The sequence below is a fragment of the Skermanella stibiiresistens SB22 genome (assembly GCF_000576635.1).
Classification (GTDB): Bacteria; Pseudomonadota; Alphaproteobacteria; order Azospirillales; family Azospirillaceae; genus Skermanella; species Skermanella stibiiresistens.
On sequence record NZ_AVFL01000002.1, the window covers coordinates 239,715 to 262,035 of the forward strand.

The 22,321-nt window shown below is 67.8% G+C and carries 22 protein-coding genes and 1 tRNA gene; 8 read left to right on the top strand and 15 right to left on the bottom strand.

Features of this window, described 5'->3' with window-relative positions; translation table 11 throughout:
- Positions 1-4: 4 nt before the first annotated feature.
- Both N825_RS03720 and N825_RS03725 read left to right on the top strand, forming a co-directional pair.
- On the top strand, positions 5-568 hold the full coding sequence (locus tag N825_RS03720) for a PRC-barrel domain-containing protein (protein ID WP_037447108.1): 564 nt from the start codon (positions 5-7) through the stop codon (positions 566-568).
- Positions 569-590: 22 nt separating this feature from the next.
- The gene (locus N825_RS03725; RefSeq protein WP_037447111.1) at positions 591-1,697 is read left to right on the top strand and encodes an ABC transporter substrate-binding protein; all 1,107 of its coding nucleotides are present in this window, start codon (positions 591-593) and stop codon (positions 1,695-1,697) included.
- A 212-nt stretch (positions 1,698-1,909) separates the two neighbouring features.
- Here the strand turns inward: N825_RS03725 and N825_RS03730 are convergent, their stop codons facing one another.
- Together N825_RS03730 and N825_RS03735 are read right to left on the bottom strand one after the other, a co-directional pair.
- Positions 1,910-3,082 (bottom strand): glycosyltransferase family 4 protein, encoded by a 1,173-nt coding sequence (locus N825_RS03730; RefSeq protein WP_051511498.1) that lies wholly within the window; start codon positions 3,080-3,082, stop codon positions 1,910-1,912.
- Positions 3,079-4,263 carry a glycosyltransferase gene (locus N825_RS03735; RefSeq protein WP_037447112.1) on the bottom strand — a complete coding sequence of 395 codons (1,185 nt, stop codon included), beginning with the start codon at positions 4,261-4,263 and terminating at the stop codon, positions 3,079-3,081. Before N825_RS03735 ends, N825_RS03730 begins: the two co-directional genes overlap by 4 nt.
- 310 nt (positions 4,264-4,573) lie before the next feature.
- Between N825_RS03735 and galE the strand changes: the two genes are divergently transcribed.
- From galE to N825_RS36160, 3 genes are read left to right on the top strand one after another with little or no spacing between them, the layout of a single operon-like run.
- Positions 4,574-5,587 (top strand): UDP-glucose 4-epimerase GalE, encoded by a 1,014-nt coding sequence (gene galE, locus N825_RS03740; RefSeq protein ID WP_037447115.1) that lies wholly within the window; start codon positions 4,574-4,576, stop codon positions 5,585-5,587.
- A 1-nt stretch (position 5,588) separates the two neighbouring features.
- Positions 5,589-6,173: a class I SAM-dependent methyltransferase gene (locus N825_RS03745; RefSeq protein WP_037447118.1), complete on the top strand. Its 585-nt coding sequence runs from the start codon at positions 5,589-5,591 to the stop codon at positions 6,171-6,173.
- 19 nt (positions 6,174-6,192) lie between these two features.
- Positions 6,193-7,233 (top strand): GNAT family N-acetyltransferase, encoded by a 1,041-nt coding sequence (locus N825_RS36160; RefSeq protein WP_198038171.1) that lies wholly within the window; start codon positions 6,193-6,195, stop codon positions 7,231-7,233.
- Between the two features lie 6 nt (positions 7,234-7,239).
- Here the strand turns inward: N825_RS36160 and N825_RS03755 are convergent.
- Together N825_RS03755 and N825_RS03760 are read right to left on the bottom strand one after the other, a co-directional pair.
- Positions 7,240-7,314, bottom strand: a tRNA-OTHER gene (locus N825_RS03755).
- 29 nt (positions 7,315-7,343) lie between these two features.
- Complete coding sequence (locus N825_RS03760) at positions 7,344-7,700, bottom strand: hypothetical protein (RefSeq protein ID WP_037447121.1); 357 nt, start codon at positions 7,698-7,700, stop codon at positions 7,344-7,346.
- A gap of 44 nt (positions 7,701-7,744) precedes the next feature.
- Here N825_RS03760 and N825_RS03765 point away from each other — a divergent pair, with 44 nt between their 5' ends.
- Positions 7,745-8,932 (top strand): glycosyltransferase family 4 protein, encoded by a 1,188-nt coding sequence (locus tag N825_RS03765; RefSeq protein WP_281174347.1) that lies wholly within the window; start codon positions 7,745-7,747, stop codon positions 8,930-8,932.
- Here the strand turns inward: N825_RS03765 and N825_RS03770 are convergent.
- Positions 8,900-9,874, bottom strand: coding sequence for a bifunctional helix-turn-helix transcriptional regulator/GNAT family N-acetyltransferase (locus N825_RS03770; protein ID WP_051511501.1), 975 nt, complete (start codon positions 9,872-9,874; stop codon positions 8,900-8,902). The genes N825_RS03765 and N825_RS03770 overlap by 33 nt on opposite strands.
- Before the next feature lie 166 nt (positions 9,875-10,040).
- Between N825_RS03770 and N825_RS03775 the strand changes: the two genes are divergently transcribed.
- Complete coding sequence (locus tag N825_RS03775) at positions 10,041-10,991, top strand: cation diffusion facilitator family transporter (protein ID WP_051511502.1); 951 nt, start codon at positions 10,041-10,043, stop codon at positions 10,989-10,991.
- Positions 10,992-11,038: 47 nt separating this feature from the next.
- On the top strand, positions 11,039-11,842 hold the full coding sequence (locus N825_RS03780) for an HpcH/HpaI aldolase family protein (protein ID WP_037447122.1): 804 nt from the start codon (positions 11,039-11,041) through the stop codon (positions 11,840-11,842).
- Positions 11,843-11,861: 19 nt separating this feature from the next.
- On the opposite strand, the gene N825_RS03785 is transcribed toward N825_RS03780, so the two are convergent.
- The 10 genes from N825_RS03785 to N825_RS03830 form a co-directional block, all read right to left on the bottom strand.
- On the bottom strand, positions 11,862-13,700 hold the full coding sequence (locus tag N825_RS03785) for a methyl-accepting chemotaxis protein (RefSeq protein WP_037447125.1): 1,839 nt from the start codon (positions 13,698-13,700) through the stop codon (positions 11,862-11,864).
- Complete coding sequence (locus N825_RS36165) at positions 13,685-15,949, bottom strand: chemotaxis protein CheA (RefSeq protein ID WP_157618960.1); 2,265 nt, start codon at positions 15,947-15,949, stop codon at positions 13,685-13,687. The genes N825_RS03785 and N825_RS36165 overlap by 16 nt, the downstream gene beginning before the upstream one ends.
- An 11-nt stretch (positions 15,950-15,960) precedes the next feature.
- The gene (locus tag N825_RS03795; protein WP_037447130.1) at positions 15,961-16,482 is read right to left on the bottom strand and encodes an Hpt domain-containing protein; all 522 of its coding nucleotides are present in this window, start codon (positions 16,480-16,482) and stop codon (positions 15,961-15,963) included.
- Positions 16,482-17,636, bottom strand: a complete 1,155-nt coding sequence (gene cheB / locus N825_RS03800) for a chemotaxis-specific protein-glutamate methyltransferase CheB (protein ID WP_051511504.1) — start codon at positions 17,634-17,636, stop codon at positions 16,482-16,484. The genes N825_RS03795 and cheB overlap by 1 nt, the downstream gene beginning before the upstream one ends.
- A complete protein-coding gene (locus tag N825_RS03805) occupies positions 17,633-18,568 on the bottom strand; it encodes a chemotaxis protein CheW (RefSeq protein WP_037447132.1) in 936 nt (311 codons plus the stop codon). Before N825_RS03805 ends, cheB begins: the two co-directional genes overlap by 4 nt.
- Positions 18,558-19,340 (bottom strand): CheR family methyltransferase, encoded by a 783-nt coding sequence (locus tag N825_RS03810; RefSeq protein ID WP_051511505.1) that lies wholly within the window; start codon positions 19,338-19,340, stop codon positions 18,558-18,560. Before N825_RS03810 ends, N825_RS03805 begins: the two co-directional genes overlap by 11 nt.
- The gene (locus tag N825_RS03815; protein WP_051511506.1) at positions 19,340-19,795 is read right to left on the bottom strand and encodes a response regulator; all 456 of its coding nucleotides are present in this window, start codon (positions 19,793-19,795) and stop codon (positions 19,340-19,342) included. The genes N825_RS03810 and N825_RS03815 overlap by 1 nt, the downstream gene beginning before the upstream one ends.
- A gap of 13 nt (positions 19,796-19,808) precedes the next feature.
- Positions 19,809-21,404: a methyl-accepting chemotaxis protein gene (locus tag N825_RS03820; protein ID WP_157618961.1), complete on the bottom strand. Its 1,596-nt coding sequence runs from the start codon at positions 21,402-21,404 to the stop codon at positions 19,809-19,811.
- 46 nt (positions 21,405-21,450) lie between these two features.
- Positions 21,451-21,894 (bottom strand): response regulator, encoded by a 444-nt coding sequence (locus N825_RS03825; protein WP_084164287.1) that lies wholly within the window; start codon positions 21,892-21,894, stop codon positions 21,451-21,453.
- Positions 21,895-21,964: 70 nt separating this feature from the next.
- Positions 21,965-22,291 carry a hypothetical protein gene (locus N825_RS03830; RefSeq protein ID WP_157618962.1) on the bottom strand — a complete coding sequence of 109 codons (327 nt, stop codon included), beginning with the start codon at positions 22,289-22,291 and terminating at the stop codon, positions 21,965-21,967.
- Positions 22,292-22,321: the final 30 nt, after the last annotated feature.

A 22,321-nucleotide genomic window follows, 5' to 3' on the forward strand; every position in this document is an offset into this window, starting at 1 on the left:
CGACATGAACAGAAGATTTCTCCTGGCATCGGCCCTCCTGGCGAGCCTGACCGTTCCGGCGGTGGCCCAGGATCAGCAACCGGCTCCCCAGCAAGGCCAGCAGCCGGGCGCCAGCTCGCCGGGTGCCATCGTCCAAGGGCAGGGCACTGTCCAGGTCCGTCCGGCGGAACCCCAGGTTCGCATCGAATCCCAGCCACCGGAGATCACGGTGGAGACGACCGGCGAACCCCAGATCCGCGTCGTCCAGGTTCCGACCATCGCGGGCCGGATGCCCCAGGACGTGGTTGGCTGGACGGTGCGCGACAGCGCCGGCGAGGAGGTCGGCGAGGTCCGCGACTTCGTGACGGAACAGGACACCGCCGCGATCCAGAGCCTCGTCGTGTCGCGCTCCCGCCTGCTGGGGCTTGGCGAGAAGCTGGTCACCGTGCCTTGGGACCGCGTCAAGGTCGGTCCGCAAGGAAATGAACTGGTGGTCTCGCTCAACAAGGACGAGATGGACGACGCCCCCGATTTCGAGTACGGCGCCGAAGCGAAGACCGTGATCGGGCCCGAGGAAAACCAGAAGTGAATTTGGGTGGAGACCAGTTGAGATGTTGAGGACAGCCGTATCGCTCGCAGCGCTGACGATGCTCGCCACGACCGCCGGAGCCGCGCGCGCCGACATCCAGATCGGCGTGGTCACCGCCGTGACCGGTTCCATGGCGTCGTTCGGCGACCAGATGCGGAAGGGTGTAGAGGCGGCGGCGAAGGAGATCAACGCCAAGGGCGGGATCGCCGGGGAGCGGATTGGCGTCAAGGTCTATGACGACGCCTGCGATCCCAAGCAGGGTGTCACCGCCGCCAACCAGATCGTCAATGACGGCATCAAGTTCGTCATCGGCCACATGTGCACCGGCCCCTCGGTGCCGGCCTCCGACGTCTACGAGGAGGAGGGGATCATCATGATCTCCCCCACCGCGACGGCGCCGGTGCTGACGGAGCGCGGCCTGGAGAATGTCTTCCGGGTGGCCGGGCGCGACGACCAGCAGGGGATTGTGGCGGCTGACCACATCGTATCGCGCATCCAGGATCCGAAGGTCGCCGTCGTGCACGACAAGCAAGCCTACGGCGCGGGTCTGGCCGAGGCCACGACGAAGGAGCTGGCGGCGAAGGGCATCCAGCCCGTCATGACCGGCTCGGTCAATCCGGGCGAAAGCGACTTCTCGGCGCTGGTGACCAAGATGAAGTCGGAAGGCGTCAACACGGTCTATTACGGCGGCTACCACGCGGAGGCCGGCCAGATCGTCCGCCAGATGCGGAGCGCGGGCCTGAACGCGGTGCTGGTCGCGGGCGACGGGTTGTCCAACCCGGACTTCTGGGCGATCACGGGAGAGGGCGGAGCCGGCACGCTGTTCACCTTCAGCCCCGATCCGACCCAGAACCCCGGTGCCGCCCCGGTGATCGAGAAGCTTCGCGCCGACAACATCGATCCCGCCTTCTTCACGCTCTACAGCTACGCGGCCCTCCAAGTGCTGGCGCAAGGCATCGAAGCGGCGGGGAAGGCCGAGCCCGAGGCGGTCGGTGCCGCGATGCGCGAAGGCACCTTCGACACAGTCATCGGGACATTGGATTTCGACGACAAGGGCGACCTGACCAAGCCGGCCTTCGTCATGTATTCGTGGAACGGTGGAAAGTACCAGGAGGTTGCGGGCAACTAGGGTCGGAAAACTGGGTGGCACAATGGCTCAACGCCGTCGCGGTGGAAAGGTCAGGTCTGACATCGTCAGGCTGGTGACATTCTCCCACGCGGGCCACCAACCCTCCTTCGTCACGATGGGCGTCGGCAAGCCGGTGAAGCCCCGCGCGCCCGATCAACCTCGCCCCCGCGATCCTGCGGACCGCATTCCGCTGTCGTCGCGGCCGGGATGCCCTACCAGAGAAGGCCATAGACCTCGGTCATGCGGTCCATCCGACGGCGGAAGCTGAATTCGTCCTCGATCCGCCGCCGTGCCGCTTGTGCCAGCCGGAGGCGCGTGGCGGCGTCTCCGGCCAACTTACGGAGGCCGTTGGCCAGGGCGTCGGCCGATCCGGCCTCGACCGTCAGCATGTCCACGCCATCGTGGCCGAACGCGTCGATGCCGCCGCAGCGGGTCGCCACCACGGGAACCTCCATCGCCATGGCCTCCAGCACGACGTTGGGCAGGCCCTCGCGGAGACTGGACAGGCAGAACAGATCCAGGCTCTCGAACAGGGCGACGGTATCGGCTTGGAAGCCCAACAACCGGATCCAGTCGCCGTGGCCGGTCGCGGCGGCCTGGATCTCAAGCCGCTCGCGTTCATCGCCGTCGCCGGCGATCCAGAGTTCCAGATCCAAGCCGGCGTCGATCAGCGAGGCGACCGCTTGGATCAGCAGGTCAAAGCCCTTCTCCGGCGACAGGCGGCCGACGGCGCCGATCAGCAGGCGTCCTGGCGGCACTCCCCGGCGCAGCGGCGCCTCGGCGGCGGGACCGGCGCGTTTGAAGTCCTCGGTGTCGATCGCGTTCTCGATCAGATGGAGGCGGTCCTCCGGAACGCCACAGGCGCGGCAACGGTCGAACAGATCGGCGGAAACCACGATCACCTGATCATGACGCGGCAGCGTCCAGCGATCGACCGCGTAGTAGAGCGGCGTCTTGGCGGTATGCTTGACCCAGCCATGGACGGTGGTGACCAGCTTGAACCCCAGCAAGGGTTTCAGGAGCACGCCGAATAGGTTCGTCTTGTAGTCGTGGCCATGCCAGACCTTGACATCGTGCTCCCGGCAGATCGCCGCCAGGCGGCGGAGACTGGCTGGGCTGAAGGCCGAGGCGTCATCGACCTCGATCAGCGGGCAATCCTTCTCCGCCGCGCGCCGCCGCAGCGTTTCGAAGCCGACGTCGCCGGGGGGCCGCAGGTAGCAGGCGAGTTCGTTGTAACCGGAACCCCTCATGTAGCGGGGCGAGTTGAAGATCGTCTTCTCCGGTCCGCCGCCGGTCCCCGTGACGATCCGGGTATGCAGGACGGTGATGTCGTCCGCCTTGATGGGACTGGCCACCGATTGGGGCGTTGGCGAGATCAGGTTCATGACGCCGCGTGGATCCACTGTTCGAACTGTGCCGCCTTGGTGTCCCATCCCTCGCCGCCGAGCTTGGTTCGAGCCTTGGCCTGGGCTTCCGGGAGGGAGCGGCGGGCGCGGGCGAGACAGAGCGAGGCGAAGCGGGTCGGGGCGGCGGTCACGTCCATGGCGTCGGCCCATAGCCGGTTGGCGGGCAGGGGGGTCGCCACCACGGGCAAGCCGGTTGCGAGATATTCCTTCAGCTTCAGCGGCTGCATGGCCCGCGTCACGGGCAGATCGGCATAGGGCATGACAAGCACGTCGGCGTCCTCCGCCAGATCGGGCAGGCGGTCATAGGGTATTGGTCCCAGCCAGGTGATGGAGCGGTGGCGGTTCAGGCGATCGTCGACCTCGTCGTGGCGGCCGGCCATTCGGAGATCGCAGGTCTCCGCCAGCGTCAGGCAGATGTCGGCGTCGAGCCGTCGGTCTGCGTGGCCCCAATAGAGCGCTATCGGGCGCCGTCCAGGTCCGCACAAGGGACGGCGGCGGACGCCGTTCCAATGCTCCAGGTCGATGCCGTGGGTCAACAGGTGTGGGGAGAAGCCCATCCCCGCCAAGCGGGAGCGCAACACCTCCGAGACGCAGATGACGCCCGAGACATGGTGGAGCAGGTCGCGTTCCAGCGTGCGTAGCGTTCCCCCATCCAAGCCCGGCCATTCCGAGAAATCGTCGACGCAATAATAGATCCAGTTGAGCTTGGGGAATTCGGCGGCGAGATCCGCCGTGATCGGCACCGTCGTGATGATGGCCACCGGGGCGGGGTCGCGCTCCAGCACGGGCGCCAGCGCGCGGCGCAGCAGGCGCCGGTTGACCGCGCGCTCCAAACCACTCTTGAAGCCCGGCCAATGGACCGGGGAGTGGACCGTCGGACCGGGCTCGATCACGGGTTCCGGTGTCTCGCCGCCGCCGCGCGTCCGTGTCCAGGCCAGCGCCTTTTCATAGGCACGCGACAGGTCGGCACGGGTGAGGCTGGGCCGCCGGGTGCCGATCGTGTTGACCCAGTCGACATCGAAGCGTGGCAGCAGGTGGCGGATCAGGTGCTGCGCGCTGCTTGGGTGCCGACCCCAATCGTCGCTGAAGACGACCAGTCGCGCGCGCGGAGGCAGCGGCCGCGGCGGCGGGAGCGTGGACGGCGAGGGTTCCTGATGCATGGCGGCATCCTGTCTTCGCCCATCGGGGGCGACAACGAAAAGTAAGAGGTAGCCGGCGTTATTCCTGCGTGACGACGGCCAAGTACGTACCCGATCCAGCGCCTGACGCAAACGTCTCCACTCAGGATTACCGCCGAAGTATCAGGCGCCCTGGGCGGATCTAGTCGAAATCGGGTGGGGGAGTGCTTACGGGAAGGGTGAATGAACTTTTCCGGTACTCGTTCGCGTTCTTCAGGTTGAGGGCCGCAAGCGCGATAATCGAGGCTGAAGTCTTGATTGTCTCAAATCCGTTACTCTCCAGGAAAGTAAGATGGACGAAATTCCGGTCGTTCTGGTCACCGGCGGCGCCGGTTATATCGGCTCGCACGCCGTCCTCGCTTTGGTGGACGCCGGTTTTCCCGTGGTGGTGTTCGACAACCTCTCGACTGGCGTCCGCTCGGCGGTGCCAGAGGGCGTGCCGTTGATCGAGGGCGATATCGCCGATACCGACCATATCGCCGAGATCATCCAAGGTTTTCAGATCGGCGCGATCATGCATTTCGCCGGCAGCATCGTGGTGTCGGAATCGGTCGAGAAGCCGCTGAAGTACTACCGGAACAACACGCTGAACAGCCTGGGGCTGATCGAGACCTGCGTGCGGACGGGCGTCAAGCACTTCATCTTCTCCTCCACCGCGGCGGTCTACGGCGAGCCCGAGACCTATCCGATCGACGAGGACGCCCCGAAGCGGCCGATCAACCCCTACGGATCGTCCAAGCTGATGACGGAGCAGATGCTGCTGGACACCTCGGCGGCGGACGGGCTGAACACCGGCATCCTGCGCTATTTCAACGTGGCCGGCGCCGATCCCGCAGGCCGGGCCGGCCAGAACACGCCCGCTGCCACCCACCTGATCAAAGTCGCCGTGCAGGCGGCGTTGGGCGTCCGGAGCGGCATCTCGGTGTTCGGCACCGATTACGACACGCCGGACGGCACCTGCATCCGCGACTACATCCACGTGTCCGACTTGGCCGACGCCCACGTGCTGGCGCTGCGCCACCTGATCGGCAAGGGCGGCAACCTGCTGGTCAACTGCGCCTATGGCAGGGGCTTCACCGTGCGCGAGGTGCTGACCGCCGTCGAGAAGGTGATCGGCCGTCCTTTGCCCGTGACCGACGCGCCGCGCCGGGCCGGCGATCCGCCGGCGTTGGTGGCCAAGGCCGATCGGATCCGTGACCTGCTGGGCTGGAAGCCGGCGCATGACAGCCTGGAGGAGATGGTGGAGACGGCGCTGGCGTGGGAACGCCGGGTGGCGGACGAGGCCAAGGCTCGGCGGGTCTCCTGACATGTCGATCCAGGATTTCGCGCTCGGCGCCCGCACCGGCTGGATCGATGGTCCCGACGAGGAAAGCCAAGCCGAGCGGCGGGTTAGGGAGGTTCGGCGGCTGACCGAGGAGCTGCGGGAACTGTTCCCAGGGTCGAGCGGTATCCTGGACATCGCCGTCGGCAGCGGCGAGGCGGTTCCGTGGTACCGTGACCTGTTCCGGGGTGTCCGGCTGGTCTGCCTGGAGCCCGCCCGTCCGTCGCCGGGCATGGCCCGGTTCGGCGGCTTGGCCCATTACCGGCGGTTCGACGGGCTGCGTGTTCCGTATGGTGAGAGCAGCTTCGACGTGGTCACCGGCTACGGCGCGTTGACCGCCGTGACCGCCGACCGTCGCGAGAAATTGCTGGAGGAGCTTCATCGGGTACTCAAGCCAGGCGGGTTGCTGATCCTGTTCGAGCCGAATGGCCGCGACGGCGCCCTGTCTTCCCGTGAGGCGTCACGCGAGGTGACGGCCGCGGGGTTCTGGGGCACGGCGGTCCGGTATGACGGTCTGGTGCCATTCCTGCCCTTCGGGTCGGAATACCATGTGTTCGGGTGCAAGCCGTAAGCCCGACGATTTGCGCCTGTTGATCCACCGCGACCCCGCCACGCTCGACGACGTCCTGCCCGATGTCGGCGATGGCGATTTCTACGACACCGGCACTTGGTACCGGGTCTTCGCGGAGACGTGTCTGGATCCCGGCGATCGGCTGTCGGTGGAAATCACCGGCGACGGTGTGGCCTTGCCGATGCGCGAGCGGCCGGATCGGGTCGGGCCTTTCGGCGGTGTCCAACTGGCGTGGCTCGGCAACTATTACACCTGCCGGTTTGGTCCGCTCTTCACGGGGACCAGCGACGCCTCGGAGGCCGTGGCGGCGTGGGGTCGGGAGGTGCGCCGCCGCACCCCCCGTCCGGCGCGCTTGGTGTTCTCGGCGGTGGACGAGCGGTCGACTGGCTTGGCGGCACTTCGGGAAGGACTGCGTCGGGCCAGCTATCTGGTCGAGACGACGGAGGATTTCGGCAATTGGTACCTGCCGGTGTCCGGCGATTTCGACGGCTATTGGAGTGGCCGGGGCGCCCGGCTCCGTAACACCGTCGAGCGGAAGGAACGGGCGCTGCGCCGCGACCATGCGGTCGAGCTTGATATCATCGATAATCCAGCCGAGGCCGAGCGGGCGATCGACCTGTACGAGCGCGTGCACGCGAGGTCTTGGAAGGAGCCGGAGCCATATCCGCATTTCATCCCGACGCTGATTCGGGAGGGTATGACGGCTGGGGCGGTGCGGGTCGGCATCCTGCTGGCCGATGGCGAACCGGTGGCGTCACAGTTGTGGATCGTCTGGCGCGGCCGCGCCACCATCTTCAAGCTCTCCTATGACGAGCGGTTGAGGAAACTGTCAGCCGGGTCGGTGCTGACCCGCCACATGATGCGGGAGGCGTTCCGCGTTGGCGACATCGTCGAGATCGACTTCGGCTGCGGCGACGATCCATACAAGAAGGACTGGCTGCCCGAACGCCGCCAGCGCTGGACGTTGACGGCTTACGATCCGCTGACCGCGTGCGGGGCCGCGCATACGCTGCGCCGCTACCTGCCCCGCTTGATCCGACGTCGTCTGACGGGAATATAAGGAAATTGGTGGAGGAGTCAGGATTTGAACCTGAGACTGCTGTCCCGGAGAACAGGGCTTTCCCGATTAAGCTACTCCCCCGGAAGGCCGGGCCGTGCATCTCCAAGTCGTCAGGACTTGTGCAGCGCCTCGCCATAGGTCTTGGCGAAGAGCGTCTGAAGCTCCTGGAAGAGCTGTTCGACCTCGTCGTCCCAACCCTGCCCGACGCCATCGGTCCGCCGGACATTGTATAGGTCGAGGGCGGTGACCATCAGGCGCGCGTCCTCGCGGGACAAGTCGAACCTCTTCGTCTTGACCGCCTGTTCCAGAGCCTCGATCAAGGCGTCGTACCGCGCCGTTGTCCGCCGCTCGCCGATGCTGGCGACCTGGAAGCCATCGGCGTCGGTGCCATGACCAATTCGGGCGGTGGCGTCGAGCGTCCGGATAACCTGATCGAGCTTCTTGCGGCTGGTCCGCGGGTGGAACATCGTGCCTCCTGACTTGCCGCGACCCTAGCCAAAGAAGAGACGCCGTGACAATCGCCGATCGGGCAACACCCCCTCAGTGCCACGCACGTGTTCCCGAGGGAGTAACCCGCGTTCCGAAGCATTTATTTCATGTCTTCTCGTCCTTCGAGGTCGGAGGACAGCAGATGCGCTTCGCCAAGATCGCCAATCACCTGGGGCTGCGTTACCGGCACACCATCGTCGCGGTCGATGGCAACACCGACTGCCTGGACCGGCTGGACCCGGCGCTCGCCGTCAGGGTGCTGCCGGTGGAGGTGGAGAAGGGCAGGGCCTTGAGCCTGCGGAACCTGTGGCGTTTCCACCGCCTGCTGAGGGCCGAGCGTCCCGACTTGCTGCTGACCTACGCCTGGGGGGCCGTCGAATGGGGCTTGGCCAACCGGCTGCCGCCGGTGTGCCGCCATCTTCATTTCGAGGACGGGTTCGGGCCGGACGAGGCGGTCGGACGCCATTTCCGCCGCCGCATCTGGTTCCGCAGGGCCGCCTTGGCGCGTCCCACCGAAGTGATCGTGCCGAGCAGGCAGCTGGAGTGGATTGCGCTGGAGAGCTGGCGCCTGCCCCGTGGCCGCGTCCGCTTCATTCCCAATGGCATCGACTGCGCCCGATTCGCGGTGCCACCGGATGGTCACGCCTTGCCGTCGCGCCGCGACGGCGAGTTGCTGATCGGCTCGGTCGGCACGCTGCGCCGGGAGAAGAATTTCGGCCGGCTGGTCCGCGCCTTCGCCGCCTTGCCCGCCGATCCGCCGGCGCGGCTGGTGCTGATCGGCGACGGACCGGACCGTCCCGCCCTGCAAGCGCTGGCGCGCGACCTCGGCGTCGCCGAGCGCGTGGTCTTCACCGGCAACATGATGAACCCCGAGCGGGCGCTGGGCCTGCTCGACGTCTTCGCGATCTCGTCCGACACCGAACAGATGCCATTGAGCCTGCTGGAAGCCATGGCGGCTGGCCGCGCCGTGGTCTCGACCGATGTCGGCGACGTCAAGGCGATGGTGACCGACGAGAACCGGCGGCTGGTCGTGCCGCGCGAGGACGAGGCCGCCCTAACCTCGGCACTCCACCGCCTGCTGGTGGACGCCACGCTGCGCCGCCGTCTGGGCAACGCCAACCGGGCGCGCGCCGCCCGCGAATACGACGAGGGCGTCATGCTGGCGACCTATGACAAGCTACTCGAGGACTTCAGCCGCCGGGTGGCGTGATGGTCCCAGGTCCAACTCCCAGGTCTCGCTGATCAGGTCCTTTCCGAAGCTGCGGTGTGGGGATCGCTCGGTCAGCCGGAAGCCGTGGTCCTCGTAGATGCGGCGGGCCGAGGTCAGGATGTCATTGGTCCAGAGGGTCAGCCGGGAATAACCGGCGTGCCGGGCGAAGCGGATGCCCTCCCCTACCAGCCGATGACCGATGCCCAAGCCCCGCGCCGCGGGCTCGACATAGAGCATCCGGAGCTTGGCGGTGTCCTCGGACCGCCGGACCACGAAGACCGAGCCGACGACGGCGCCATCGCGTTCGGCGATCCAGCAGTTCTCGCGCTTGGGATCGAACGAGCGGATGAAGCCGGAGACGATCTCCGCGACGAACGCCTCGAACGTGCCATCCCAGCCATATTCGCTGGTGTAGAGGACGGCGTGCCGGTGAACGACCCAACCCATGTCGCCGGGACGGGGAGGGCGCAGGACATAGGAAACCCGCGGCGGTTCAGGCGTTTCGCCACCCAGCAGGAGTTCGGCGGTGGAGAGCGATTCCACCAGTTTCCGCCGTTCGTCCGTCGAGAGACCGTCGAGCAAAAGCCTTATCTCGGCGTGCGAGCGGGCATCCATCGTGGCGAACGCGTCGCGCCCGGTCGTGGTGAGGGAAAGCAGGACCTGCCGGCCATCGTCTTCCGCGGGACGTTTCTCGATCAGGCCACGTGTTTCCAAGCCTCGCAAGACCCGGCTGAGGTAGCCGGGATCCAAGTCCAACTCGGTTGAAAGCCATTTGGCGGTAGCGGTCGCGACTTGCGCCAGTTCATAGACCAACCTTCCTTCCGTCAGCGTGAGCGGTCCGCCGAGCAGGCCCTCATGAAGCAAGCCGATCCGGCGGGTGTAGAAGCGGCTGAAGCGCCGCACCACCGCGATGTCCCGGACAATTCCCTGCTCCCCCACCATTCATCGTCTCCCACCATGCAACAGCCATCATCAGCCAAATGCATGCTTAGAGCAATTGGATAAATGCTATTGGCAACTAGTTAGCCGGGTGCATGCCATTGTTGGATTTTGCCATGGCAACAATGGCGCCCGTGACGCGGTTAGCTGATGGAAAAGGATCAGGTGAATGGCGGCACATTCGGAAAGCAAGATCGTCGTCTACGCGGCGCTGGCGGGCAATCTGCTAGTGGCGGTGACCAAGTTCGTGGCGGCTTGGTTCACCGGCAGTTCGGCGATGTTCAGCGAGGGCGTCCACTCGTTGGTCGATACCGGAAACCAGGGACTGCTGCTTTACGGCCTGCGGCGGGCGGCGCGTCCGCCGGACGAGGCTTATCCGCTGGGCTACGGCCGGGAGCTGTATTTCTGGAGCTTCATCGTGGCCTTGCTGGTGTTCGCGCTTGGGGCCGGCGTCTCGCTGTACGAGGGCGTCATCCATGTCCTGCATCCGGTGGAGATCACCAGCCCGATGGTCAGCTACATTGTCCTGAGTCTCGCCATCGTGTTCGAGGGCGGGTCGTGGTGGGTGGCGCTCAAGAGCTTCCACAAGACCAAGGGCAAGCGCGGTTGGTTCCAGGCGGTGCGGGAGAGCAAGGACCCGACCAGCTTCACCGTGCTGTTCGAGGACAGCGCGGCGCTGGTCGGCCTGGGCATCGCGCTGGTCGGGACGGCCGCCAGCCAATGGCTGGAGATGCCGGTGTTGGATGGCGTCTCATCGATCCTGATCGGCTGCGTGCTGGCGGTGACGGCGGTCCTGCTGGCGCGGGAAACCAAGGGACTTCTGCTGGGCGAGGCGGCGCGGCCGGAACTGCGCCGCGGACTGGAGCGGATCGCGCTGTCGCAGCCGGGCGTGGACAAGGCTCGGACCCAATTGACCGTCCATATGGCGCCTCATCAGGTCGTCGGAATCATCAACGTCGACTTCGCGGACGGCCTGTCGTCCACCGAGGTCGAGAACACCGCCGCCGCGATCGAGGCCAGCGCGCTCGAAAGCTGGCCGGAGATGGTGGCGGTCTTCGTGCGACCCAGGAATGGCGCCCTGGTCGTGCCAACCATCGGCAGGGCCCCAACTCCGGCTTGACGCCACACCGGGGTCCCTTAAGCTCCACCGGGAAAAGGGGAGGAAACATGAAAGAGAACAAGCTTCGCTCGATCTGGCGCGAGGACGGGCATGCCCTGAACTGCTGGCTGTCCATCCCGGACGGGTATTCGGCGGAAACCATGGCCCATCAGGGCTGGGACAGTCTGACCATCGACATGCAGCATGGCGTGATCGACTATCAGGCCGCTGTCTCGATGATGACCGCGATCTCCACCACCAGCACCGCTCCGATCGTCCGCGTGCCATGGCTGGAGGAGGGGGTCATCATGAAGGCGCTGGACGCCGGGGCCGATGGCGTCATCTGTCCCATGATCAACAACAGGGCGGAGGCCGAGCGGCTGGTCGGCGCCTGCCGGTATCCCCCCAAGGGCCACAGGAGCTTCGGCCCAAACCGGGCGCTGTTGCGATCGGGAGCCGATTACCCCGAGCATGCCAACGACAGCGTGGTCGTCTTCGCCATGATCGAGACCGCCGCCGCGATCGACAACCTGGACGACATACTGGAGACGCCGGGGTTGGACGCGATCTATGTCGGTCCGGCCGACCTCAGCTTCGCGCTGACCGGCAAGTTCGGCTTCGACCACACCGAATCGCCTCTATATGACGTCATCGTCGACATCAAGGAGCGCGCGCTGGCACAGGGCGTCATCCCCGGCATCCATTGCGGATCGGCGGCCTACGCGCGCCGCATGGTCGAGCTTGGCTACCGGTTCGTCACGGGAGGCTCCGACGTTCACCTGATGGCCGCCGCCGCCCGCGCCGCCGTGCTGGAGGCCAACGGGCGGGGCGATGTCCAAGCCGCGGCGCCCAAGGCGGTCGGACTGTACTGAGCCTGTTCCGGACCACCCGTCAGGCGGCGTTCTCCGCGGCGCCGCTCCGCGTCACCTGTTCCGCGCGGAGCCGGGTGTCGTCGGCCATGCTGGCCAGTGCCCGCATGGTCGCGGTGATCTGCTCGGCGGCGGACGCGTTGGCGTGGGAAATCTCCGACAGCTCCAGAAGGGCGGTCTCGATGCCATCGACGCTCTGCCGCTGCCGGGCGACCTGATCGACGATGGTCCGCGCCAAGGTGTCGGTCTCGGCGATCGTGGCCGACACCTGCCGCATGCGGAGGCCGACCGCCTCGGCAACCTCCAGCCCTCGGCCGATGCGGTCATGGCTGCGCTGCGCCAAGTCGGCGATCTCCCGCGCCAATCCCAGGGTCTGCTGGGCCAGGGTGCCGACGGCGGTTGCGACGACCGAGAAGCCCCTGCCGTGCTCGCCGGCGCGGGAGGCCTCGATCGAGGCGTTCAATGACAGGATGTTGGAGTGGGCGGCCAGTTTGCCGATCGAGACGGTGACGCGGTTGATCTCGCTGCTCATCTCGACGATCTCGCTGACGGCGGCGGCCATGGCGGCGACATCGGCCAGACCCGCCTCCAGCCGTTCGGCCGAATCGCGGGACCGGTCCTGGCCGGTTCGCGTCACCTCGGCGACCGCCCTCATGGCTTCGCGTGTCTCCAGGAACGACCGGCGGAGCCGGTCGACCGACGCCATCTGGCCATGGGCTCCGTCGGAGACCTGCGCCACCGCGGCGGCCGCCTGACCCGTCGCGACCGACACCTGCATGGTCGAGCGCACCACGGTGCTTGACAGCGCCCGCGACTGCTCCAGCGTTTCCTTGAAGCGCCGCATGGCGGCGGCCAAGGCGCCGATCTCGTCGTCATACCGGGAGGCGGGCACCTCGACCGAGATGTCGCCGTCGGCCAGCCTGACCAGCGCCGCGGTCATCCGGCGAAGCGGCCCGATGACGCCCCGCCTGACCAGCGTGACGACCGCCAGGAACGCCAGCAACGATAATCCGCCACCCATCACACTGATCCGCACCCACTCCCCGCGCAGCCGCTCGGCGCGCGCCTCGACCAACTCCACGAAGTGGGCGTTGACCGCTTGGGAAAGGCGGTCGATCGCGTCGAAGATGGCACCGATCATGGCGGGATCACCGCCGCCGGTCTCCATCATCGCGACAGCGTGACCCATCATGAATTCGAAGGGCTGGAACGTCTCGTCCAGCGACGGCTTGATGGTGGGATCGCCCTGTGGGCTGGTGGCGATGCCGATGGCGTCCTCGATGCTGGTCAGCACGGCTTCGATGCGTCCGCTGAGGAGCGCGCCGTCGAAGCGCTTGGCGTCGTCGGCGTTCTTGGCGGTTTCCTCGGCGAGGCGTCGCAGTTCCGTGACCTGATCGCGGAGATCGGGCAGGCCTTGGGTGAAGACATCGCCCAGATAATAGGAGGCGATCTCCTCATCGAGGACGATCGCGGACCGGTTGGCGATCTGCCGCGCCAGCTTCTTCAAGGCTTTGCGGGCCGCCGTCTTGGTCGGCGTGCGATCCTTGTTGCGGATCAACTCCTCCGCGTCCAGCGACAGCGCCTCGGTTTCCAGGACCGAGCCATGGCTGGCGCGGAGGTCGATCAGAGCCTGCGCCAAGCCACCACCGTCGACCGGCCGCCGCAGCACGACCGAGCGGGAGAGGCTGGAGTGGACGGCGTCGACACCGCGCAGATACGCCGCCCCCGCCGCTTCCCGATGGGCGGTGGCGATGGCGGCGCTTTTGGCCTCGCCCTGGATCCACAGGCCGTAGCCGACCGGCGCTAGGAACAGGCAGGCGGCGACGCCGAGACGGGTCGCGATGCTCAGGCGGTGGAGCATGGTTCCTCCCTTTCGAGGGCGATGGGGCGCGCCGGCGGTTCGAGGGCGGTGCCGCTTTCCCGCCACCCGGCGGCACGGGCGAACAAGGCGGTGGTGTCGAGCGCGAACATCACGCCGCCACCGCCATCCATGGCGGCCCCCGCGATCAGCGGGTTGCGCTCGATCAGGGGATGCAGGCGCTTGAAGAAGACCTCGCGCCGGGTCGCCATGCGGTCGATCAGCAGGCCGATCCTGTCGCGGCCATCGTCGGCGACGACGATCGTGCCGACCGGCTTCGCTGGACGGTCGCCGCGGGATCCGCGCCGCAGGTCCAGCATATCGCCCAGGTCGACGATCGGGAGGAAGCGTCCCCGGAGCGACAGCGTCAGGCGCGGTCCAACCCGCTCCAGCAGGGCCAGCGGCACCTCCACCACCTCGCTGACGGACCGCTCGTGGATGGCGATGGTCTGGCCTGCGACCTCCACGGCCAGCACGCGTTGCATGGCGGCGGAGACGGGGAATTCGATGGTCATCCTGGTGCCGTCGCCCAAGCGGCTGTCGATGTTCAGGCGGCCGCCCAGTTTCTTGATGGCGGTCACAACGATGTCCATGCCGACGCCCCGCCCGGAGGTCGAGGTCACCTCGTCGCGGGTGGAGAAGCCTGGAAGCAGGATCAGGTTCTGGACGTCGCCCTCCGCCATGGCCGCCGCCTCGGTGGCCCCGATCAGGCCCTTGGCGACAGCCTTGTCGCGGACACGGGCGCCGTCGATGCCGCCACCGTCGTCCTCCACCTCGATGATGGCGAGGCTGGACGTCTGGCGGGCACGGATGCGGATCGAGCCGACCGCCGGCTTTCCGGCGGCCAGCCGTCGTTCGGGCGGCTCGATGCCATGGTCCACGCTGTTGCGGACGATGTGGGTCAGCGGATCGACCAGCATCTCGATCATCGCCTTATCGACCTGCACATCCTCGCCGGCTGTGGTCAGCGAGACCTCCTTGCCGACCAGCACGGCGGTGTCGCGGATCGGCCGCAGCAGCCGCGTGAACAGGGTACCGATCGGCACCACCCTGAGGGAGATCGCACCGTCGTAGAGTTGGCGGACGGCGCGGTCCAACCGCTGAAACTCGAAGCGGGTCGCGCGCGTCGCGGGCGCGCCGTCCGCCGCCAGCAGGCTGGACAAGGAGGTGAGCCCCAGCCGGAGTTCACCGATCAGGTCCATGAACCCGTCGATCGCGGCGCTGGGAACCCGGACCATGGCGTCGGCGGGACGGGGGGCATCGGCGGGACGCGGGGCGGAACCGGGCGCCGTCGGCGGCGCCGATTTGGCTGGAGTGGTGACGGTTGGTGCGGGGGACGCGGCTGGCGCGGAGGCCAGCGGCGGGGAAGTTTCCGGTGATGCCGGTAAGGACGTTCCCGCCTCCGGTCCTGGATTGGCGCCGGCGTCGGTGGCATGGACCGACCGCAGGCAGGCGCGTGCCGGGTCCGCTTCGGTCAGGCTGGCCGCGAAGGCGTCGAGATCGCCGGCCAGGGCGACCGCGTACTCGAACATGCCGCTTCCCAGATCGAGCCGTGACCTGTTGTACAGACATGTCTCCGCTCGAAGCCGGTCGCTGACGGCATCGACCACCACCGGATCGCTTTCCAGGTCGAGCAGCACGAGCGCCAGCGCATGGCCGGCGTGGAACTCGGCCGCCATGCGCGAGAGGATTTCCGGCGGCCAGGGATAGGCTTGCCCGGTCGCCGTCGGAACCGCGGCTTCCTTGGCCGGGAGGGCACCGGCGGCGGTGAACCAAGCATCGCGCAGCGCCACCACCTCGTCGTGGGGGGTATCCATGCCGGAACTGGCGGAGATGCCGATCAGCGCGCACAGATCGGCCAGCTCGTCGGTATCCGGCACGTCCTCATCCCGCAGCAGGCGGGTGGCGATCAGGTCGGCCAGTTCAGCGCCCGCCTCGATCTCCAGGGCCGCGAACAGTCGCGTGGTCCGTAGCCAAACCGCTGGATCGTCCGGTGTGGTTTTGAGCGTACCGGCATGCTCCAGCAGAAGCTCGGCGAAGGGAACCTCCAGGGCGGCGGACAGGGCGAAGGCCCCGATCGTCCTGCCGCTGGCGGTTTCCGCCCCGCGCAAGCGCGACACCAGATCCAGCCAGCCCCAGCGCCCCTCGGCGATGATCCGCGTGGCGGCCCCCGCGACGCCACCCAGCCCGGCGGCCTCCGCCGCCTGGGCCAGCGCCGCCGCCGCGTCGGCCGGGTCCTCGGCGTCGATCACGCCAACCAAGCCTAGAACGGCGTCCCGCAGGGCCTCCAGATCATCGTGACCGAGGGGCAGCGCCGATGGGCCGGGGGATCGCCACCGGTTGCCGATGATGGCGGGGGCGGCTTCGGAGCGGTGGTGGTGGGGGGCGTGGATGACGGGCCGAGATGGCTCTTGAGACGGGCGACCACGGCGGCGTTGACCGGCTGGTCGGTTCGGGTCGCCATGGCGGTGCCGCGCAGCCGCCGCATCTCGTCCAAAGCCTCCAGCAGGGCGCTGACGAGGTCGGTGTCCAACGCCTTGCCGCCGGAGCGGACGAGATGGAGGACATCCTCCGCCGCGTGGGCGACCGTCTCGACGCAGCGAAGCGCCAGCGCCGCCGAACCGCCCTTGACGGAGTGGAAAGCGCGGAACAGTTCACCGACGCGCGCCGGATCGACCGGACTGGCGGCCAGGATCGCTTCGATCGTGGTCAGGTACTCGTCCAGTTCGGCGCTGAACAGGGACCAGAACTCCTCCGTCGGATCGTCGGGATCGGTGGCGCCCATCAAGCCTTCCTCCCCAGCGCGGTTAGGGCATGACCAAGACCAGCGGGGTCATGGACTTCAGTCGCGAGCCCGGCATCGATCACCGAGCGCGGCATGCCCCAGATCACCGCCGTGGCGGGGTCCTGGACCAGGACGGGGCAGCCGCGTCGCGTCAGCGCGCGGGCACCTTCGGTTCCGTCCGTTCCCATGCCGGTCAGGATCACCCCGACCGGATTTCGGGCCGACAGGGCGGCGGAGCGGAATAGGATGTCGGCGTTGGGGCGGTACAGGGCGCGGCCCTCGTCGTGCAGACGGATCGCGAAGACGCCGGCTCGCAATCGCGACAGCTCGCCATTGCGGCCGCCGGGCAGCAGATAGACAGTGTTGGGCGATAGCCGCATGCCGTCCTCCGCCTCCATCACGGCGACACCGAGCGTCGACGCCAGCGACTCGGCGAGGCTGCGGCTGAACACCGGCGGGATATGCTGGGCGATGACGATCGGGACGGGGTAGGGACAAACGCCCTCGAGTACCTGGGGCAGCGTCTGAGGGCCACCCGTGGAACAGGCGATCACCACCACGTCGGGCGCGGTACGGGACCAGGAGGGAGTATGGCCGAGCGCGGCCGTCGGTCTTGGCGGCGGTCGTGGCGTGCCGAGCGGAGGTGGAAGCGGGGATGGAAGCGGTAGTGGAAGCGGCGGCGCGAAGGGCGGGGATGACGTTGGAGCCACCGCCGAAGGCCGGCATGGCGGTTGGTCGCGGCCCGTCAGGATGGCGGCCGCCACCGCCAGCTTGTCGCGCAGCAACTCGCCCACCTGGGCCAGATCGGTCTTGAAGTGCTCCGACGCCTTCGGCACGAAATCGAGGGCGCCGTGGCTCAGGGCCGTCAGGGTCAGCGTGGCACCCTGGGTGGTGAAGGCGCTGACCATGATGACGACGGGAGCGCCCCCCGCGATGGGGTTGATCCGCTTGAGCACGCCGATGCCGTCCAGTTCCGGCATGTCGATGTCCAGCGTCACGATATCCGGCCGCAGGGCGCGGATGGCCTCGACCCCGCGGACACCGTCGGCGGCTTCGCCGATGACGGTGAAGCCGGGGGTGTGTCCGATGATGTGGCGCAGCGAGGCCCGCATGAACGCGCTGTCGTCGACGATCAGAACACGGAGCGCCGTCATGGGAAACCGCCCGGTGTCGCCGCATGGCAGAGGTCGCGCAGCAAGGCTTCGCCCGTGATCACGGAATAGACGCGGGGGGAGCCCGCGGCGGATTCAAGAATGGCCGCGCGCGCGATGCCGTCGATGCCGAATGCGGGGAACCAGCCTGGTTCCGTCACGTCCCTGACCAGCGGCAGGGGCCGCTCGATCGTATCGACCCTGAGCGCCAGGGATCCGGCCGAGGACGACAGCACGACGAAGTCGGCCACTTCCGGCGTCGCGGTTGGTTCCGCCAGATCCAGCACCGGCACGATGGCTCCGATCACCTCGACCGCGTGGTGGATGGGCGGCACCGCGCCAGGCACCCGGAACAGGCGTTGCCGGTACAAGATGCGGACGACGTCACCATAGCTCGCGGCGAAGGTCCGGCCGGCGATGGTGAACACCAGATGCGTCGTTGCGCCGACGTCGCTGGCGACGGTCCCGGCCTCGTCGTCATCACGCCTGGGAGCTACGGGTGGCGCCACCGCCGGAATGTCGCCGAGCCCTTCTTCGGCCAGCACGAAGGCGCGCCCGATACCCTCGATCATCGCCGCCGACCGGCAGATCCGGCCTTGGGGAATCCAAGGCGCCGGCGACAGCGCGGACGGGGTCCGGAAGCCGATGACCTTGTCGACCAGCACCGCCACGATACCCTTCCCGCCCTGGAGCAGCAGGGCGTCACCTCGCCTTTCGCCGGGATGGCCGAAGATGCTGGCGGGATCGACGGTGGTGACGAAGCGGCCGGCATGCAGCAGCACCGCCGCGACCATGGGACTGGCGTAGCCGGGATCGCTCAGTTCCGGCTCCTCCAGGATCTCCAGCACGGCCGCGGTGGGGCAGCAGAAGAACTGGCCGCGCCGTTCGAAAGCCAGGACGGCGACCGGCGTGTCGCGGGGAGGATCAGCCGACATGGCGGGCTCCCTCGACGAACAGGCCGGCGCCATCGCGGAACAGCGCGCGAAAACCGTGCGCTTCGGGATCGATGGGCGGCGCCACGTCACCCGGCCCGAGCAGAAGCAGGCCGCCCGGCCTGACCGCCGATGCCAGCCTGCGCAGCGCCGTGGTCCGGGCCGCCGCGTCCATGTAGATCAGCACGTTGCGGCAGACCACCGCGTGGAATTCGCCGGTCCGCGGCGGGACCGATAGGATGTTGTGCTCGATGAGGCGGACCATGCCGCGGATCGGATCGGCGACGGTCCGGCGGCCATCGGCGGTCAAGGGCAGGTGGATTTCATCCGGCGCGGTGACATCGCGGCAGGGTGACATCTGCCCGGTACGGTAGAGGGCGGTCCGCGCGGTCGCCAACGCGCCCCGCGACACGTCGGTGCCGGTGACGGTTCCCGCCAATCCCAGGTCCCGCAGCACCATGGCGAGGGAATAGGCCTCCTCCCCGGTGGCGCAGCCGGCGGACCAGATGTCGAGCCGGGAGCCGGGCGGCGCGCCGGAGCGCAGCAGCGACCCCATCAGCGCCAATTGCCGGCGGTCGCGGAAGAAATAGGTCTCGCGGTTGGTGGCGCCGTCGATCAGTGTGGCGAGCAGCGCCTCACGGTCCGCTCCGCTGGCGTGGATCCGCTGGGGCGGCAGGGCGGCGCAGGCCTCGATCAGGCGGGCGCCGATGGGACCAGCGGGATTGGCCCCGATCAGGCGGCAGGTCTCCAGCGCGAGCGTCGAAACCTCCCCCATCAGGTCGCCTCCGGAGGCGCCAGCGCGGCGCGCATCGCCGACAGGATCGCGCGCCCGCTGGTTTCAACCAGATCGGCGCTGACCGCGCCGGACGGCTTGGCGACCACGGCCGAGGCTCCCGCCATCAGGCAGGCGGCGCGGCCAGCCGATCCGGGAGCCGCGATCGACGAGACGACGACCACGACGGCATTCGACACGGCGCGGATCGCCGGCAACGCCTCCAGGCCACCGAGCACCGGCATCTCGACGTCGAGCAGGCAGATGTCCGGCCGCAACTCCCGGGCCAGATCGATCGCGGTGCGGCCGTCCGGCGCCGCGCCGAGGAGCGTCCAACGGCCCTGTCCGGCCCCATCGCGATCGCCCTCGACCAGCCGCGACAGAAGGCTGCGCATCATCGACGAATCGTCGACGATCAGCACGCCCGGCCGCGCCACCGCTGGCGCCACATCTTCCATCGGGTGGATCCCCTCAAGCGGCGGCATTGGCGTGGGCGCCAGCGGAGTTCCTGCGCACCGACTCGGCCTGTTGCCGAGTGCTGTCGGCCAGCCGGGTCAACTCCACCATGGTCGCGGCGATCTCCTCGCTGGCGGTCGCGTTGGCGTTGGAGATTTCGGTTAGGCGTTGCAGGCTCGACTCGATCTGAAGCAGGACGGCACCTTGTTCCTCCATGGACTGGGCGATGTCCTCGGACAGGCTGTCGGTCTCGTTGATGGCCGCCGCCACGTTGTTCATCACGCCGCCGACATCGGTCGCGATGCTGACGCCGTTCTGGATGCGCTCGCCACTGTCGGCGGCCAGCAGGGCGATCTCCTGCGCCAGGTTGGCGGTCTGCTGCGCCAGATTGCCGACCTCCTCCGCCACCACGGAGAAGCCCCGGCCATGGTCGCCGGCCCGCGCCGCCTCGATCGCGGCGTTGAGCGACAGGATGTTGGAGCGGGTGGCGAGTTCGCCGATGCTCTGGGTGATGCTGTTGATGCGGGCGCTGGTCACGGCGATCTCCCGCACCGCCGCTGTCATGGCGGTCATCTGGGTCAGGCCGGTGCGAAGCTGCGTCGCGGCGGCGCGCGAGCGGTCCTTGGCCGACAGGCTGACCGAGGCGATGGTGCCGATGATCGCGGTGGTGCGCGACACCGAGCCGGTGATCGCCTCGACCGACTGCATCTGGCGCTGCGCCCCGCCGGATACCTGCTCGACGGCGGCCGCGGCTTGGCTGGTGGCGGCGGCGACCTGCTCGGCGGCGGACTGGGTCTTGCGGGCCAGTTCCTCCGAGCCCAGCAGGGTGTCCCTCAAAAGCTGGACGACGCGCGCCACGTCGCCGATCTCGTCGCGCCGGCGGAGGCCCGACACCTCGCGTTCCAGCGATCCTCCAAGGTATTCCTTGGCGGTGTCGATCAGGCGATGCAGCGGATTGATCACCGTCAGGCGCAGCAGGGCGAAGGCGAAGGCGAAGACGCCACCCAGCGCCGCGACAACCAGCATGATGACCATGTCGCTTTCGGTTTGGGCGCGTTCGCCGGTGGCGCGGGCCTGGGCGCGCGCCCGCTCCTGGGTATCGAGGATCAGCTTGGTCATCAAGCCATCGAACTCGCCGACGGAGGCGGACACCGCGCGTCCCATGTCTCGCAGCGCCTCGCCAGGAGGGCCGTCCGATTGGGCGAACCTCGTGGTGACCAGAGCGTCGATCCGCTGGTTCATCCGGTCGAAACTGTCCCGGACCACCTTCAGCTCCCGAGCCGATCCGGGCAGGTCGCGTTCCGCCTCGGTCATGTGGGCGATGAAGGCCATGACCTCCTCCTTGACCTTGCCACCCGTCTGGCGCGCCCGGAACCCGCTCGGTTCCCCCATCAGTTCGAAAGTCAGCCGGCCCGCGTTGAGGGCGGTCGCCCGCGCCCGCGCCATCCAGACGATGCCGGCGGCGTCACGCTCGATCAGGCTGGTCAGTTCCGCCTGGACCTCGTCCTGGATCGCGCTGATCCGATGGATACCGGAGAAGACGGCCACCGCCAGGACGGCGAGGATCAGGAGCACCTTGCCGATGATCGGCATGGACAAGGTCGGTTTCATCGCCGTTCCTTTCACGTGGGCTGGCTCGCGCGGCTTGGCCGTGGCATCAGGTCAGCTTGCCGATGGCGGCCTCGACGCGGATCTTGAGATCCTTGACCGCGACCGGCTTCTTCAGGAAAAGCCGGACCCCGGCGGCGATGGCGGTCTTGACCGAGTGCTCCTCGGCGTTGCCCGTGACCATGACGATCGGCAGCTTGGCGGTCTTGGGATTGCCGCGCAGCATCTTGAACAGGGTCAGCCCATCGGTGCCCGGCATGTTCCAGTCCAGCGTCATCAGGTGGAAATCGGACGATCTGACGGCTTCCAGCGCCGCCGCGGCGGACGTGCATTCGGTCACCATCTTGATGCCGAGCTGCGCGAACGCGTATCGGTGGAGGCGCAGCATGCTTTCCTGGTCATCGACGCAAATGACTCTGACGGACTCGGCGACCGGCATGGCGCGCCCCTTTTGAATCGATATCGAGCCGGGGCACGGTCTCGGCCCCGGCATATGATAAAAACAATATAAAATATGAATTATTCGTTTGCGGGGGGTACGACGAAGCGGAACTCGCCGGGGATTAGTGACGGTTCAACCGTCGCGTGATCGCGCCGCTGACGAATTTCATGACCGAGACGACCGGCCAGACGCACCAGGCCTGCAACAGGGTGGCGGCGGCGCCCACGAGGGTGGCGGACACCAAGCCGACGGTGGTGACGCCGGCGATCTCGCCAAAGGCTCCATCGGATAGGCCGACGGCGGCGGCGAGCGCCATGAACAGGGAATAACGGCTGAGGAGAAGGGCCAGGATGAGGATGGCCGCCGCCGTCAGGGGACTGGCGGCCGAGGCGGCGAAGACGCCGATCAGCTCGATCAGGGGACCCAGGGCGTCGCGGTGATCCATCACCAGTCTCTCCTCTGGGACGGCATCATACGC

What these genes read in the sequence shown, in the direction of transcription:
- N825_RS03810 (WP_051511505.1), bottom strand. Translation starts at nt 19,340, where the DNA reads ATGGGGGAGGTTTCGACGCTCGCGCTGGAGACCTGCCGCCTGATCGGG.
- N825_RS03820 (WP_157618961.1), bottom strand. Translation starts at nt 21,404, where the DNA reads ATGAAACCGACCTTGTCCATGCCGATCATCGGCAAGGTGCTCCTGATC.
- N825_RS03795 (WP_037447130.1), bottom strand. Translation starts at nt 16,482, where the DNA reads ATGGGCGCCACCGATCCCGACGATCCGACGGAGGAGTTCTGGTCCCTG.
- N825_RS03825 (WP_084164287.1), bottom strand. Translation starts at nt 21,894, where the DNA reads ATGCCGGGGCCGAGACCGTGCCCCGGCTCGATATCGATTCAAAAGGGG.
- N825_RS03780 (WP_037447122.1), top strand. Translation starts at nt 11,039, where the DNA reads ATGAAAGAGAACAAGCTTCGCTCGATCTGGCGCGAGGACGGGCATGCC.
- N825_RS03725 (WP_037447111.1), top strand. Translation starts at nt 591, where the DNA reads ATGTTGAGGACAGCCGTATCGCTCGCAGCGCTGACGATGCTCGCCACG.
- N825_RS03760 (WP_037447121.1), bottom strand. Translation starts at nt 7,700, where the DNA reads ATGTTCCACCCGCGGACCAGCCGCAAGAAGCTCGATCAGGTTATCCGG.
- galE (WP_037447115.1), top strand. Translation starts at nt 4,574, where the DNA reads ATGGACGAAATTCCGGTCGTTCTGGTCACCGGCGGCGCCGGTTATATC.
- N825_RS03720 (WP_037447108.1), top strand. Translation starts at nt 5, where the DNA reads ATGAACAGAAGATTTCTCCTGGCATCGGCCCTCCTGGCGAGCCTGACC.
- N825_RS03775 (WP_051511502.1), top strand. Translation starts at nt 10,041, where the DNA reads ATGGCGGCACATTCGGAAAGCAAGATCGTCGTCTACGCGGCGCTGGCG.
- N825_RS03735 (WP_037447112.1), bottom strand. Translation starts at nt 4,263, where the DNA reads ATGCATCAGGAACCCTCGCCGTCCACGCTCCCGCCGCCGCGGCCGCTG.
- N825_RS03785 (WP_037447125.1), bottom strand. Translation starts at nt 13,700, where the DNA reads ATGCTCCACCGCCTGAGCATCGCGACCCGTCTCGGCGTCGCCGCCTGC.
- N825_RS03805 (WP_037447132.1), bottom strand. Translation starts at nt 18,568, where the DNA reads ATGTCGGCTGATCCTCCCCGCGACACGCCGGTCGCCGTCCTGGCTTTC.
- N825_RS03730 (WP_051511498.1), bottom strand. Translation starts at nt 3,082, where the DNA reads ATGAACCTGATCTCGCCAACGCCCCAATCGGTGGCCAGTCCCATCAAG.
- N825_RS03815 (WP_051511506.1), bottom strand. Translation starts at nt 19,795, where the DNA reads ATGGAAGATGTGGCGCCAGCGGTGGCGCGGCCGGGCGTGCTGATCGTC.
- cheB (WP_051511504.1), bottom strand. Translation starts at nt 17,636, where the DNA reads ATGACGGCGCTCCGTGTTCTGATCGTCGACGACAGCGCGTTCATGCGG.
- N825_RS03770 (WP_051511501.1), bottom strand. Translation starts at nt 9,874, where the DNA reads ATGGTGGGGGAGCAGGGAATTGTCCGGGACATCGCGGTGGTGCGGCGC.
- N825_RS03745 (WP_037447118.1), top strand. Translation starts at nt 5,589, where the DNA reads ATGTCGATCCAGGATTTCGCGCTCGGCGCCCGCACCGGCTGGATCGAT.